13 protein-coding genes are annotated in these 14,670 nt (G+C 62.8%); 3 read left to right on the forward strand and 10 right to left on the reverse strand.

Annotated elements, in window-relative coordinates; all coding sequences use genetic code 11:
* Positions 1–10 precede the first annotated feature (10 nt).
* The 10 genes from tssH to tssA all read right to left on the reverse strand — a co-directional run bounded on the left by tssH (position 11) and on the right by tssA (position 10,806).
* Entirely contained in the window at positions 11–2,701 is a 2,691-nt protein-coding gene (gene tssH, locus AD665_RS10890; RefSeq protein ID WP_053192069.1) for a type VI secretion system ATPase TssH, read from the reverse strand.
* Complete coding sequence (tssG, locus tag AD665_RS10895; protein WP_024776795.1) at positions 2,694–3,746, reverse strand: type VI secretion system baseplate subunit TssG; 1,053 nt, start codon at positions 3,744–3,746, stop codon at positions 2,694–2,696. Before tssG ends, tssH begins: the two co-directional genes overlap by 8 nt.
* A complete protein-coding gene (gene tssF, locus AD665_RS10900) occupies positions 3,710–5,569 on the reverse strand; it encodes a type VI secretion system baseplate subunit TssF (RefSeq protein WP_053192071.1) in 1,860 nt (619 codons plus the stop codon). The genes tssG and tssF overlap by 37 nt, the downstream gene beginning before the upstream one ends.
* Positions 5,566–6,078 (reverse strand): type VI secretion system baseplate subunit TssE, encoded by a 513-nt coding sequence (gene tssE, locus AD665_RS10905; protein WP_024776797.1) that lies wholly within the window; start codon positions 6,076–6,078, stop codon positions 5,566–5,568. Before tssE ends, tssF begins: the two co-directional genes overlap by 4 nt.
* The gene (locus tag AD665_RS10910) at positions 6,072–6,497 is read right to left on the reverse strand and encodes a hypothetical protein (protein ID WP_053192073.1); all 426 of its coding nucleotides are present in this window, start codon (positions 6,495–6,497) and stop codon (positions 6,072–6,074) included. Before AD665_RS10910 ends, tssE begins: the two co-directional genes overlap by 7 nt.
* The gene (locus AD665_RS10915) at positions 6,497–6,952 is read right to left on the reverse strand and encodes a T6SS effector amidase Tae4 family protein (RefSeq protein WP_053192074.1); all 456 of its coding nucleotides are present in this window, start codon (positions 6,950–6,952) and stop codon (positions 6,497–6,499) included. Before AD665_RS10915 ends, AD665_RS10910 begins: the two co-directional genes overlap by 1 nt.
* Positions 6,953–7,033: 81 nt before the next feature.
* Positions 7,034–7,522: an Hcp family type VI secretion system effector gene (locus tag AD665_RS10920; protein WP_024776800.1), complete on the reverse strand. Its 489-nt coding sequence runs from the start codon at positions 7,520–7,522 to the stop codon at positions 7,034–7,036.
* 159 nt (positions 7,523–7,681) lie between these two features.
* Positions 7,682–9,178: a type VI secretion system contractile sheath large subunit gene (tssC, locus tag AD665_RS10925; RefSeq protein ID WP_024776801.1), complete on the reverse strand. Its 1,497-nt coding sequence runs from the start codon at positions 9,176–9,178 to the stop codon at positions 7,682–7,684.
* A gap of 2 nt (positions 9,179–9,180) precedes the next feature.
* Positions 9,181–9,687 (reverse strand): type VI secretion system contractile sheath small subunit, encoded by a 507-nt coding sequence (tssB, locus tag AD665_RS10930; RefSeq protein WP_003177230.1) that lies wholly within the window; start codon positions 9,685–9,687, stop codon positions 9,181–9,183.
* An 81-nt stretch (positions 9,688–9,768) separates the two neighbouring features.
* Positions 9,769–10,806, reverse strand: coding sequence for a type VI secretion system protein TssA (gene tssA, locus AD665_RS10935; RefSeq protein ID WP_024776802.1), 1,038 nt, complete (start codon positions 10,804–10,806; stop codon positions 9,769–9,771).
* 420 nt (positions 10,807–11,226) lie between these two features.
* On the opposite strand from tssA, the gene tagH reads away from it, so the two are divergent.
* From tagH to tssK, 3 genes are read left to right on the forward strand one after another with little or no spacing between them, the layout of a single operon-like run.
* Positions 11,227–12,753, forward strand: coding sequence for a type VI secretion system-associated FHA domain protein TagH (gene tagH, locus AD665_RS10940; RefSeq protein WP_053192076.1), 1,527 nt, complete (start codon positions 11,227–11,229; stop codon positions 12,751–12,753).
* A gap of 60 nt (positions 12,754–12,813) precedes the next feature.
* Positions 12,814–13,314, forward strand: coding sequence for a type VI secretion system lipoprotein TssJ (gene tssJ, locus AD665_RS10945; RefSeq protein WP_024776804.1), 501 nt, complete (start codon positions 12,814–12,816; stop codon positions 13,312–13,314).
* A gap of 15 nt (positions 13,315–13,329) precedes the next feature.
* Positions 13,330–14,664, forward strand: coding sequence for a type VI secretion system baseplate subunit TssK (gene tssK / locus AD665_RS10950; protein WP_024776805.1), 1,335 nt, complete (start codon positions 13,330–13,332; stop codon positions 14,662–14,664).
* The last annotated feature ends 6 nt before the right edge of the window (positions 14,665–14,670 follow it).

A 14,670-nucleotide genomic window follows, 5' to 3' on the forward strand; every position in this document is an offset into this window, starting at 1 on the left:
TCCTGTCAGGTCAGGCCGCGTCGCTGAAATCGTACTGCAATTCATTATCCACGGCGCTGATCCGCACGCCGGCCATGGCCTTGCCTTCGAGCATGCGGGTCAGGAACTCGCGGCTCATGTCCGGCAGCAGGCTGTTGGTCAGGATGGTGTCGATCATGCGGCCGCCGCTTTCGGTTTCGGTGCAGCGCGAGACGATCAGGTCGATCACCGCGTCGTCGTAGTCGAAAGCGACTTTGTGGGTGCTCTCCACGCGCTTCTTGATGCGGTTGAGTTGCAGGCGGGTGATGGCCTTGAGCATTTCGTCGCTGAGCGGGTAGTACGGGATCGTCACCAGGCGACCGAGCAGGGCCGGCGGGAAGATTTCCAGCAGCGGCTGGCGCAGGGCCTTGGCGATTTCCTCGGGTTCGGGCACGTCCCGCGGATTCTTGCACACCTCGGCGATCAGTTCGGTGCCGGCGTTGGTGGTCAGCAGGATCAGGGTGTTCTTGAAGTCGATCACACGGCCTTCACCGTCCTCCATCACGCCTTTGTCGAACACCTGGAAGAAGATCTCGTGCACGTCCGGGTGGGCTTTCTCCACCTCGTCCAGCAACACAACGCTGTAGGGTTTGCGCCGCACGGCCTCGGTCAGCACGCCGCCTTCGCCGTAGCCGATGTAGCCCGGTGGCGCGCCCTTGAGGGTGGACACGGTATGGGCTTCCTGGAACTCGCTCATGTTGATGGTGATGACGTTCTGCTCGCCACCGTACATGGCTTCGGCCAGGGCCAGGGCGGTTTCGGTCTTGCCCACGCCGGAGGTACCGGCAAGCATGAACACGCCAATCGGCTTGCTCGGGTTGTCGAGGCCGGCGCGGGAGGTCTGGATGCGCTTGGCGATCATCTGCAGGGCATGGTCCTGGCCGATGATGCGCTTTTTCAAGTGCTGATCGAGGTTGAGCACGGTCTCCAGTTCGTTGCGGGCCATGCGGCCCACCGGGATACCGGTCCAATCGGCGACCACCGAGGCCACGGCCTGGTAATCCACGGTCGGCAGGATCAGCGGGGTTTCGCCTTGCAGGGCGGTCAGGCGTTGTTGCAGGTCCACCAGCTTTTCGCGCAGGGCGTGACTTTCGTTGTCGGAAGCTTCGCTGGCGTCTTCGCTGTCTACCACGCCGACGCGCTCGCGCAGGGTGGCGCGGGTGGCGAGCAGTTCGTCCACCAGGGTTTTCTCTTCGGCCCAGCGGCTTTCCAGCTCGGCGAGGCGCTCGCGTTCGGCGCTCAGCAGGCTTTCGGTCTGAGTCTGGCGTGTGCCGATGACCACGCCAATCGCGTGCTCACGAGCGATGATTTGCAGTTCGGTTTCCAGCGCTTCGATGCGCCGACGGCTGTCGTCCACCTCGGCCGGCACGGCGTGCAGGCTGATGGCGACGCGCGCGCAGGCGGTGTCCAGCAGGCTCACGGATTTGTCCGGCAACTGGCGCGCGGGGATGTAGCGGTGGGACAGCTTGACCGAGGCTTCCAGGGCTTCGTCGAGGATCTGCACCTGATGGTGCTGTTCCATGGTCGAGGCCACGCCGCGCATCATCAGCAGGGCCTTGTCTTCCGACGGCTCGGCCACTTGTACCACCTGGAAACGCCGGGTCAGGGCCGGGTCCTTCTCGATGTGCTTCTTGTATTCGGCCCAGGTCGTGGCGGCTACGGTGCGCAGGGTACCGCGGGCCAGGGCTGGCTTGAGCAGGTTGGCCGCGTCACCGGTACCGGCGGCGCCACCGGCACCCACCAGGGTGTGGGCTTCGTCGATGAACAGGATGATCGGTTTCGGCGAGGCCTGGACGTCTTCGATGACCTGGCGCAGGCGCTGTTCGAATTCACCTTTCATGCTCGCGCCGGCCTGCAACAGGCCGACGTCGAGGCTGCGCAGTTCCACGTCCTTGAGGGACGGCGGCACATCACCGGCAACGATGCGCAAGGCGAAGCCTTCGACCACGGCGGTCTTGCCCACGCCGGCTTCACCGGTGAGGATCGGGTTGTTCTGCCGGCGGCGCATGAGGATGTCCACCAGTTGGCGGATCTCTTCATCACGGCCGACGATCGGGTCGAGCTTGCCGCTGCGGGCCTGTTCAGTGAGGTCGACGGTAAAGCGCTTGAGGGCTTCCTGCTTGCCCATGGCACTGGGAGCCATGGCACCGCTGGCTTCGCCCGGCACACTGCCCGCGTTAAAGCCGTCGCTGGCGGTCAGGGCGTTCTCCGGGGAGTCGCCGACGTACTCGTCAAAGCGCTCGCTCAGGGCTTCGGCCTTGACCTTGTCGAACTCCGACGACAGCCCCAGCAATGCGTGGCGCAGGCTTGGGGTCTTGAGGATGCCCAGCACCAGATACCCGGTACGCACCTGGCTTTCGCCGAACATCAGGCTGCCGTAGACCCAGCCGCGTTCCACGGCCTCTTCGACGTGGGAGGACAGGTCGGTGATCGAAGTCGAGCCCCGTGGCAGGCGGTCCAACGCGTCGGTCAGATCGCGGGCCAGGCGCGCCGGCTCGACGTTGAACTGGCGGATGATGCGGTGCAGGTCCGAGTCCTGCAGTTGCAGCAATTGGTGAAACCAGTGGGCCAGTTCCACATAGGGGTTACCGCGCAATTTGCAGAACACGGTGGCGGCTTCGATGGCTTTGTAGGCCACGCTGTTGAGTTTGCCGAACAACGCGGCGCGACTGATTTCACCCATGCTCATGGCTCCTTGAGGTCTGTGAGGTGTTGGCCTGTTCGGCGTAATGCCGGGCCAGTATTAGATCGTTGGGATCGGTTTCGGGCTGCCCCAGCCAGGTGTTGAACCCCAGGCGGAAGCGGCCGTTGAGTTGTAGCGCCGGCACCTCGGACTGCTCCAGAACCAGGTTCAGGTCCCAGTCCAATTCATGGCCCAGGTACTCGGCGACCCAGGCCACCAGCTCATTGAACGGTTCACCACCGGGCAGCATGCCCATGTAGTCGACGAGCTTGAGCGGCCCGAGGCGGATGCGGAATTTGTGCTGGCGATCCCACACGTAGCGGCCCAGGCAGAAGTCCACGCCCAGTTGATGGGCGCTGACGCCGACGCGGCTGCGTTCCGGCAACTCCAGCCATTGGCCGACGTACTCTTCGATTTCTACCGGCAGGCCGAAGTACTCGCTGAGGATGGCTTTCAAGCCGTCCGGGTAGCGGGTTTGCGCCGCCAGGTGACCGCTGTAATGCAGTTTCGCCGTGTCGGGGATCAGCCCCTGCTTGAGCAGGCTCGGCATGCCCCGGCCGCTGAGCGCCGCCAGGCGCGCCGACCAGTAGTCGTCGTCCGGGCGGTCATGGCTGACCGTTGGCCGGGCTTCGGCCCAGGCCCGATAGAACAGGCTGAGCAGGCGATGGTGAAACACATCGAGAAAGCGCTTGCTGGTGCTGTCGGCGTTGTTGCGCTGGCGCTCGCGCACGTACTCGGTCATGTGCAACGGCATCGGGCCGTTGGGGCCGCCGAGGCCGAAGAAGAACTGCTCCAGCCGCGCCGGCGCACCGTCGACACCCGGTTGCACCGAGGCGAGGGTGGCCGGGGCAAAGGTGCAGTCGGCCTGTTGCCCGAGGCGCAGCGGGTCATCGGCCAGGCGCAACGAATGGCCCAGGCGCGGCAGCTCGGGGGTTTCGCACTCGATGCGCCGCAACGCCTGGAAGAAGTCGTATTCCCAGGGCTCCTGGTGCATCGCGTCCAGGGTACTCACAGGGTCGGACGACGTCCGGGCTTGGCTTTCCATCGCATGATCTCGCCGCGTTCGGTGGTACGGATCACCGTCTCGGTAAAACTGTTGATCGACACGTAGCGTGCCAGGAAGCGTTCGAACACCGCGCCGAGGAGAAACACCCCGGTGCCGCGGAACGCGTTTTCGTCGAATTCCAGGGTGATCTCCAGGCCCCGACCGAACACGATCGGACCGGGCATCGGCAGGCGCCGGGTGCAGGCCTTGCTGCTGACGTCCCGCAGGCCTTCGATCTGCAATTGCAGCGCTGCGTCGTTGCTGTCGCCGTACAGGCGCAGCAGTTCGCGCAGGGCGGCGGCGCCCTGGCCTTGCTCACTCAGAGACAGGTAGTTCAGCGACAACTGGCTGATCAGCCGCCAGGCCTTGGCGTCGTGGGCATGGCTGGCCCGTGGGCGACTCGGCCCGGCGACGCAGCGCACGGCGCCGACCGGTGCGCTGTCGGCCAGGGTGAAGTCGGTCTTGCCGCTGCCTACGCTCATGAACAACGGCAGGTCGCGGTTGGTGCACAGCGCGGTCACGCCCAGTTGGCGCAGGTCATGGCGGTAGGGCGCCTGGTGACTGTCCACCAGGCTGACAAAGGTTTCGCTGCCGATGTAGCTCGAGCGCGGGCCGTTGCGTCGCTGATCGCTGGACAACACCCGCGGCTCACGGCGCACCGTGTAATAGGCCTGGTCGCGGCCATAACGGGACGGGTCGCGCACGGCATAGAACGGCAGGAACGGCTGCTCCGGCCCGGTGCCATGGCCGGTGAGGCCGGTCAGCGAATGCACTTCGAAATCCATCGGCCGGGTGCGGTCGGCGATCACGTGGTGCTCGTTGACCCGGTCCGACAGGTGGATGCGGTCCAGGCGTTTGGGGAACAGATTGATGGCCGGGGTGCAGAACGGCAAGAACTGTGCGGCACCGACGCTGCCTTCCAGGCTCGGGTCGTGGCGGTCGAACAGCACGATCAACTCCAGCGCCTGGCCATCGCAACGCTTGACCGCCCGGCTCAGTTGGGTGAAGTCGACGAACAGGAAGCGCTGGGGCAGGGCGAAGTACTCCTGCAACAGGCGATAGCCCTGGAACGCTCGCGGCACCACCGGCAGCGCAGCGTCGACGTCATCGAAGCCACGGGAGCGCAGCGCATCCTGGGGCAGCCGCTCGACCCAATTGCCGCCGGGCTGGCGGGCGAACACCGCGCAGGCGCTGCCCAGTAGCTGTTCGTACAGGCGGAACGGTTGTTCGTCGGCACCGCTGAGGTACAGCGGCAGATTATCCAGGGCCAGGCTGTTGAACGGCAATTCGGCACCGGTGCGCAAGGTCAGGCGCAGGCCGGCCTTGGCTTTCGGCTCACTGGCGGCCAGTCGCCCGAGCACCGTGGACGGGTTGCCGAAGTACTCGGCCTGGCTGACCTGCAAGGGCCACAGGGTCACCGAGTGGGCTGTGCGGTATTCACAGCAGGTCTGGGTTTCACGCCCCAGGGCGGCGCGCAGGACGCTGTCCCGGGGCAGCTCGAAACCGCTGCTCAACGAACCTTCGTCAGGGTCGGCCTGCATCTGCACCACGGTTATGGACGGTGTTGGCGCCAGATAGTGGGGGTAGGCGATTTCCAGCAGGTTGTGGGTGAAGGTCGGGTACTCGGCGTCGAGTTTGAGTTGTACCCGTGCCGTGAGGTAGGCGAAACCTTCCAGCAGCCGCTCGACATACGGGTCGGCGCAGTCCATGCCGGACAACGTCAGCCGACTGGCGATCTTGGGGTATTCCTTGGCGAACTCCGCTGCGCTTTCGCGCACGTGGTGCAGTTCCTGGTTGTACAGCTCCAGCAAGCGTGGGTTCATGAGCGTCTCCGCTGATCGGCGTTGACCACTCGCACATGGCCGGTTTCCAGGTCCAGGTCGGTTTGCAGCATCAGGCGCAACGGCACCGGCTGCGCCCAGAGGTCGCCTTCGATCTCGAAACTCAAGGCGTTGTGGTTCATCTCGGCCGTCGCCCGGGCCCGCACACGCAGGGTGTGGCGCAGGATGCGTGGCTCGAAAGTGGCGATGGCCTGGTGGATCAGGGCTTCCAGCGCCGAAAGATCGACGTTCGATGCGCTGTTGCCGGCCAGCGCCGGCAGTCCGAAGTTCACCACTGAGGTACCCGCCGGGGTGTGCAGCGTGGCATCGGCGTCGAGCAATGAGGTGGTGTTGAGCAGCCACGCCAGGTCACGCAGCACCGAGGCTTTCAATTGGGTCAGGGACAGCACGCGTTTGTCGGCGCTTTCCTTGGGATTGGTCGGATCGTCGTCGGTCAACCGGTCCAGCAGGGAGGGTTGCAGGCGATCGCGGGTGGCGATTTCGGTTACCACGTAAAGGGTGCCACGTACATTTTCTGGTCTCCGCCGGCGCCGCAAGCTGCATACAGGCTGACCGTTCCCGCCTCGAAACCTTCCGGCAGCTGACGAATAGCCTGCATTTTGCTCAGACAATCGCGGCTGGGGGCGGGCATGTGTTCGCTGCGCCAGACCGCAAAAATCGGGATGTTGTTGAACATTTCCACGCGCAATTTCTGCTGTTTATCCAAGCTGAAGCCGCACGGCCATTCCATGTCCAGCTTCATGCGACTCTGGTCGGGTTTGACCAGCGTGCATTGACCCTGATCGTCCACCAGGCTGAGTGGCTGGCCCTCGAAAACCGCCTCGGTCGTCGGCGTCCCGGCATGCTCGGCGCATGCGCTCAGGCTGGTCAGGCTAGTCGTCAGGCATAGGGCGAACAGGGCCTTGTTCATTAAGTGAGCTCCCAGAACCAGACTTTCTTGGATCGATAGAAAAGGTCGCTGGTTTGGGTCAGGCCACGATTCCATAGATCGATATGGTCGCCGCTACGACCTTCGGCAGTCTCTCCTGATTGCTGGAAGCAGTCCTTGAAGAAAATCAGGCCGGTCTTGCCCATCAATGTCTTTCGGTCTTCGGGGCTGTTACTGAGAATAGTTGGACGGCCCAGATAATGTTTCCACAACCAATTGGCCAATGACTCGGCCCCCCTGGCGTGTTCATGCTTGCACAGGGGGTCTTTGGTGTAGGTGGATTTGTTGACCTTGATGGTTTTCTCCGCATTGAGCGTCAGGCTCATGCGTATGGCGCATTGGTTTGCCCAAGGACCGTCACAGGGTTTTGCGTCAGGATGGGCAACCAACAGGTCGGAGTAGGCTTTCCACAAATTGATAAACGAAGGCTTGGCCATGACTCAGACACCGCGCTGCAAAGGATTGGATTAGAGCTAGCACCAAACACCCCCGGCGCGTGGCACCGGGGGCGTGTTCGATTACACCTTGACGTTCTGACGCACGTTCCAGCCGAACTTGACCGGACCGCCTTCCTTGCTGCCGTCGGCTTTCTGAGGCTGGTAGTCCACCAGCACCTTGGCGAAGTTCAGGGTGACGTTTTCGGTCAGGCGATCATCGTTGCCCGAGCCGCCGGTGCTCAGGGAGGTGATCAGCACTTCTTCCAGGTTGATGATCATGTACTCGACCTGGCTTTCACCGCCGGCCTTGCGCACGGTCAGCTTGACCTTGTCGATGTGCTTGCCGCTGGCGCAGTGCATCATCAGGTTCGGCGAAGCCTTGTCGACGTACTTGGTCAGCGACAAGTCCTGGATGTTCACCTTGCCGGCGCCACCGCCACTGCCCATGTGCATGTTGCCGGACTGGGACATGCCCCAGCTCCAGTTCAGGACGTCGATTTCGTCCTTGTGGGCCTTGTCCATGGACTCGCCCTTGATGTCGCCGATCTTGATGAAAATATCAACAGCCATGTTTTCTCCCTGTGTGGTTTCTACCACGTTGTGTTGTGTTGATCGTTCCCACGCTCTGCGTGGCAACGCATCTTGGGACGCTCTGCGTTCCTGGGACGCGGAGCGTCCCGGGCGGCATTCCCACGCCGAGCGTGGGAACGATCACATCAAGGGGTCGGATTACGCGCCCTTGGCCGAAGGCAGCTTCGATACCAGGCGCAGCGACACGGTCAGCCCTTCGAGCTGGTAGTGCGGGCGCAGGTAGAACTTGGAGTTGTAATACCCCGGGTTGCCTTCGACTTCTTCCACGATCACTTCGGCTGCAGCCAGTGGGTGCTGGGCCTTGGTGGTTTCGGTGGAGTGCGCCGGGTCGCCGTCGACGTAGTTGAGGATCCAGTCCTGCAACCAGCGCTGCATCTCGTCCTTCTCTTTGAAGGAACCGATCTTGTCGCGCACGATGCACTTCAGGTAGTGGGCGAAACGGCAAGTGGCGAACAGGTACGGCAGGCGTGCGGCCAGGTTGGCGTTGGCGGTGGCGTCCGGATCGTCGTATTCGGCCGGTTTCTGCAGCGACTGGGCGCCGATGAACGCGGCGAAGTCGGTGTTTTTCTTGTGCAGCAGCGGCATGAAACCGTTCTTCGCCAGTTCCGCTTCACGGCGGTCCGAAATGGCGATCTCGGTCGGGCACTTCATGTCCACGCCACCGTCATCGGTCGGGAACGTGTGGGCCGGCAGGTTTTCCACTTCACCGCCGGACTCCACGCCGCGGATGCGCGAGCACCAGCCGAAGTGTTTGAACGAACGGTTGATGTTCACGGCCATCGCGTAGGCGGCGTTGGCCCAGGTGTATTTCGAGCTGTCGGCGCCGTCGGTGTTTTCTTCGAAGGCGAAGGCTTCCACCGGATCGGTCTTGGCGCCGTATGGCAGACGCGCCAGGAAGCGCGGCATGGTCAGGCCGATGTAGCGCGAGTCTTCCGATTCACGCAGCGAACGCCAGCCGGCGTATTCCGGTGTGGTGAAAATCTTGGTCAGGTCGCGCGGGTTCGACAGTTCCTGCCAGGAGCCCATGCCCATCACGGTTGGCGAGGCGGCGGAAATGAACGGGGCGTGCATCGCTGCGCAGACTTTCGACAGTTCGCCCAACAGTTCCACGTCCGGTGGCGACTGGTCGAAATAGTAGTCGCCTACCAGGCAGCCGTAAGGCTCGCCGCCGAACTGGCCGTATTCTTCTTCGTACATCTTCTTGAAGAGTGGGCTCTGGTCCCACGCGGTGCCCTTGAATTTCTTCAGGGTCTTGTGCAGGTCGGTCTTGGAGATGTTGAGCACACGGATCTTCAGTTGCTCATCGGTCTCGGTGTTGTTGACCAGGTAGTGCAGGCCACGCCAGGCGCTTTCCAGCTGTTGGAAATCCGGGTGATGGATGACCTGGTTGACCTGGGCGGTGAGCTTGGCATCGATGGCGGCGATGATCGACTCGATCGACTTGATGGCGTCGTTGGACACCAGGTCAGTCTGCGCCAGGGCCTGTTCGGCCAAGGTACGCACGGCGGTCTCGACCGCTTCGCGAGCACGCTCGGTCTTGGGCTTGAACTCTTGCAGCAGCAGGGACGCGAACTCGCTGGTTTCTTCAGTCGCACCCAGGTTCTGTGCGCCTTCGCGGACGGTATTGTCGGTCATGATCATTGATCCTGTGCTGGCTTCGGCGCGCTCGCCAGGGCCTGCAACAGCGCTGGGTCCTTGATCGCCTTCATGATGATTTCTTCGGCGCCGGTCTTGCCGTCCATGTAGGTCAGCAGGTTGGCCAGTTGAGTGCGTGCTTCGAGCAACTTGTTCAGCGAGTCGACCTTGCGAGCCACGGCTGCCGGGCTGAAGTCGTCCATGCTCTCGAAGGTCAGGTCCAGGCTCAGGTTGCCTTCGCCGGTCAGTTCGTTGGGTACATGGAACGCTACGCGCGGTTGCATGGCCTTGAGGCGCGAGTCGAAATTGTCGACATCGATTTCAAGGAATTTGCGGTCGGCCACGGGTGCCAGAGGCTCGGCGGGCTTGCCGGCGAGGTCAGCCATTACCCCCATGACGAAGGGCAACTGGACCTTTTTCTCGGCGCCGTAGAGCTCGACGTCGTACTCGATCTGCACTCGAGGCGCGCGGTTGCGCGCGATGAATTTCTGAGAACTTTGCTTCGCCACGTTGCTGCTCCTGGTCGCTTGAGCGACGGTGTTGGCGTCATCCGGTGGGGCCGGTGACGTGACTGCGTGATCCGCTCGCTGTTATTCGCTGTCCGGGCCGCGCAGGTTTTCAAATTGGCTCATGCCGTCGGGAATCAGGTTGCGCACGATAGCCGCGAAGTCGGCATGCACCAGATTCTTGGCCCGATTCAACAGCACCGGCAGGGGGCTGGAGGGCTCGTGACGGGTGTAGTAAGCGAGAATCCGGTCCAGGCTGCGCAGCACGTCGTCGCGGTTGTTGATTTCACCGCTGACCGTGTTCGCGCCGGTGTTGCGCGGTGCGCTCGGCGCGCTGGTGTACTCGGCCGATGCGCCGTTGTCATCGGCGACCGTGTCCGGGAGGGGACTGTCGCCGCTCTGCGGCGCGAACTGACCGAGAATCTGCAAGGCCATCTTCAGTGGCTGCTTCAGCGGGCCGAGGTCCACACCCTGGGCTGAGCCGACCTGATCGCTGACCTGTTGTTCGATGGCCTCGGCGGCGGCGCGAGCTTCCAGCAGCGCCGCACGGGTGATTTCCAGTTGTTCGGGGTCACAGTCGAGCAGCGCGCCGGCAAGTTGTTCGGCACCAAGGCTTTCGTCGGCAAAAATTTGCAGGCCGCTGGCGTTGGCGGCGGCGCGCAGGCTGACGGCGCCGAATGCGCGCGAGCGGGCCAGGATGCTCTCGCGCAGCAGGCGGATGGTGACATCGGACGTCAGGCCGGCAAGGGCGTTGATGCGAACGGTGGGATCGTTGTCGTCATCGGCATCCAGGCGCGGGTGCAGGTCGGCCCAGTATTGCTTGAGCAATTCGCTGATCAGCGTCAAGACGCGGGCCAGGCCTGGAAGGCCTTCGAGGGCCAGGGAGCTCTGCAACAGGAAATGAGTGATGCGCAGGTCTTTGCTGCGTTGCAGCAGGTCCAGGCTCTGTTGCTGGATGCTGCGCCACTCGGGGGGCTCGGCAGGCAATATCGAGTCGCCCATGCTGCGCTCGGGCTGGCCTCGGGAATCACGCTCCAGGCGCAGGAAATCCGCGTCATATTCCAGGTCTTCGCCACACGGCGAGTTCGCGGAAACGGCGGCGAGCAACAAAGGCACATCCACTTGGATCGATCTCCCTATCGCCCGAGGAACAATGAAGTCGGGCAGTTCACATGCAAGTTCCGGGTGGAACTTCGCATCTCCCTTGACGGTAATGGCCCCTTAGATGCGTGATGATCTTAAAGTGCCATCATTTATATTCAAGGAGTTGTGCATTTTTGGTGTAGTACTTATCGCTTGTCAAGGTAAGCTATTTCCACTCTGTTACAGTTGTGAGGCGCTTAACAACCCGCGCGACTGGCTGGTCGAGGAAGGTCCTGAGAGCGGTTTTTTGTCATGCAGGCCGGTTAATATCAGCCATCATGCTGGCAAAAAGCCGTTTCACGGTGGTTGGCAAGGTTCTCCGGTGAGGCACGAGGATGAATATCCGCCTGGGGCTTACCGCGCGCACAGATGTTTGAAAGTATTTGGCAAGGAGGCGAGATGCCGCTGTGTTTGACTATCACTAGTTATCACAAGATTACCCCCGGTCAGTGTTCTGAAAAGTCCATGGATCAGGGAGTGATGGCAATTGGCCGTAGTTCCGATAATGACTGGGTATTGCCGGACCCTGAACGTTTGGTGTCCGGTAAACATTGCGTTATTCAATACAAAGACGGCCGGTATTATTTAACCGATAACAGCACCAATGGTGTGGAATTGGTCAAGGCCGGTGTTCGCCTGCGCAAAGGCAACAGTGAACCCCTGCAGGATGGCGAAATCATCCGCATCGGTGATTACGAAATCCAGGCGCGTGTCGACTTCAGTCTGCCGGTCACCGACAGCAACCCTTTCGCCGAGTCGCCCAGCAGCTTCGAAGCCCTGATGGGCCGCCAGGGTGCCGCAGTGAATACCCCCGCGCCGATCCCCATGGTCCCGCCGGCGCAGTTCCAGGGCGTGTCAGCCATGGACACGATGCCGGACCTGTTCGATTTCCTCGCGCCGCCCAGCGTGCCGCCGGCCACCCAGTCTGATCATGTGCCGGCCCAGCAGCATGATTTCCGTCCGCCGACGCCGATTCCCCGTCCCAGCCCGCCGCCTGCGGCCGAGCCGGTGGCGATGAGTTCTGCCTCGGTGATCCCTGAGGATTGGGACCTGTTCAGCGACAAACCGGCACCCGCGCCCGTTGCCCCGATGAACGTCGCCCCGCCGCCGGTTGCACAACGGCCGGTGGTTGAGCCGGTCGCGGTAGCCGTGCCTCAGATACCCGAACCTGGGATCCCGGTGCCAGACATTTTCGCCCCTGAGACGAGTGTCGCCGAGTTCAACCTGGCGGATATCCGCATACCGACCGAACCTGCGCCGCTGCCCGAGCCGCCAGTGGCCCGTGTCGAACCGCCAGTCGCGCCTGCTACGCCGGCCGTTCCGGTCGACACAGCCCAACCCGACCTGTTGCAAGCCTTCCTGCGCGGCGCCGGCCTGGATCAGTTGCGCCTGGACAAGGCCCAGGCCGAGGCGCAGATGGAAAGCATCGGGCGCAGCTATCGGTTGATGGTCGAAGGTCTGATCGACGTCTTGCGTGCCCGCAGCAGTCTCAAGGGCGAGTTCCGCATCCAGCAGACGATGATCCAGCCGGTGGAAAACAACCCGCTGAAATTCGCCCCCAACGTCGACGAAGCCCTGTTGTTGCTGCTGCGCCATGGCAACCAGGCGTTCATGGCGCCGGACGCGGCCGTACGGGACAGCTTCGACGATCTGCGGGCACACCAACTGGCGGTAATGGCCGGTGTAGAGGCGGCGATCAAACATTTGCTGGCGCGCTTCGAACCGGCGCAACTGGAAGAGCGCATGGGCAAGCCTGGTGGGCTGACCGGGATTTTCAGCGGCTCGCGGCAGGCCCAGTATTGGCAACAATTTACCGAGCTCTACAGCAATATTTCCCGGGAAGCCCAGGAGGATTTCCAAGACTTGTTCGGTCGTGAATTCAGCCGTGCCTACGAAGAACACAGTACCCGGCAGCGACGCCGTTAAGCGTCGCTGTCCCTTCATAAGACAAACAACGGATAGCTCAAACGTCATTGAGGACGCAGGATGATTCCCAGGTTTTTACTCGCAGTTGCCAGCGCGCTTCTGTTGACGGCGTGCGCCAAGGATGGGGCCAATCCCCAGTCTGAAGAGGCTGATACCGCCGCCGTCGAGTTGCACTTCCATGCCATCAACGGTCTCAATCCCGGTGCCACCGGCCATCCGGCCCCGGTGCGGGTGCGGATTTTCGAACTGAAGAATGCGGCGACCTTCGGCCGTTCCGATTATTTCGCCCTGGCCGAACGGGCCCAGGCGACGCTGGGCGCCGATCTGATCGATCAGGATGAAGTGCTGATCCAACCCGGCCAGCAGTTGAGCCTGCAACGCGACCTCGACCCATCGACCCGCCACATCGGCATCCTGGTGGGCTACCGCGAACTGGATCAATCGTTGTGGCGCACGGTATTGAATGTCCCGCCCCGCGCGTACACCGAATACCAGATCAGCCTCGATGTGCGCGCCGTGCGCAGCGACGTCGTCGTTCCCCCATCCAGCCCTGCCCAATAAGCAATCGGAGCCCCCATGTCCTGGAACAATCGCGTGGTCTGGTCGGAAGGCATGTTCATCGGAACGCAGCACTTCCAACAGCACGACCGTTACCTGGAAAACCTCATCGACGCACGCAGCCGGCCCTTGTCTGCCGGCGCCTGGGGCTTTTCCGAACTGCTCATCGACCAGGGCCTGCTGGCCCAGGGCAAGCTGGCGATCATTTCGGCGCGGGGTCTGTTGCCGGATGGCACGCCTTTCAACATTCCCCAGGATGACGTGGCGCCGACCCCGCTGAACATCGACGACAACCTGCGCGACGGCCTGGTCTACCTGGCCCTGCCGCTCAAGCGCGCCGGTGCCCGTGACACCGTGGATGAAGGTGAAGCACTGGGCGCTGCGCGCTACGTCAGCCAGGTCAGTGAAGTGCGCGACGACAACGCACCGTTTGAAAACCGTGCGCCGGTGGCCCTCGGCTCCCGGGCGTTGCGTCTGTTGACCATCCAGGACGGCATCGACGACTACGCCGCCGTTGGCGTGGTGCGCATCAAGGAGAAGCGCGCCGACCGCGCCCTGGTGCTCGACGACACCTACATCCCGCCGCTGCTGGATGTGGTCGCCTCCAAGCCGCTGGCGGCGTTTCGCAGCGAACTGCTGGGCCTGCTCCATCAACGTGGCGAAGCCCTCGCCGGGCGGGTCGTGGCGTCCGGTGCCGGTGGCGCTTCGGAGATCGCCGATTTCATGCTGCTGCAACTGGTCAACCGTGCCCAGCCGTTGATCCAGCACTTGGGCCAATTGAGCCCGCTGCACCCCGAGCGCTTCTACAGCGAGCTGGTGACGCTGGCCGGAGAGTTCTCGACGTTCACCGCGGCCGGGCGACGACCGCAGGAATTCCCGCCCTATCAGCACGATGACCTGGCGCTCAGTTTCACTCCGGTGATGCAGGCGCTGCGTGAGGCCTTGTCGATGTTGATCGACAGCAAGGCCACACCGATTCCGATTGTGGAAAAAGCCTATGGCATCCACGTCGCGATGCTGGCCGACAAGACCCTGCTCGACAGCGCCAGCTTCATCCTGGTGGTGCGCGCCGACGTCCCCGCCGAAACCCTGCGCAGCCGCTTTGGCCAGCAGAGCAAGGTCGGCTCGGTGGAGCACATCCGCGACCTGGTCAACCTGCAATTGCCGGGCATCGGCCTGTTGCCGTTGCCGGTGGCGCCACGTCAGCTTCCGTACCACGCCGGTTCCACTTACTACGAACTGGACCGGGGCAGCGACCACTGGCAGCAACTGAGCAACTCCGGCGGCTTTGCGTTCCACATCGCCGGCCAATTCCCAGGGCTGAACCTGGCGTTCTGGGCGATCCGAGGATAATTCGCG

The sequence above is a fragment of the Pseudomonas corrugata genome (assembly GCF_001269905.1).
GTDB lineage: Bacteria > Pseudomonadota > Gammaproteobacteria > Pseudomonadales > Pseudomonadaceae > Aquipseudomonas > Aquipseudomonas corrugata.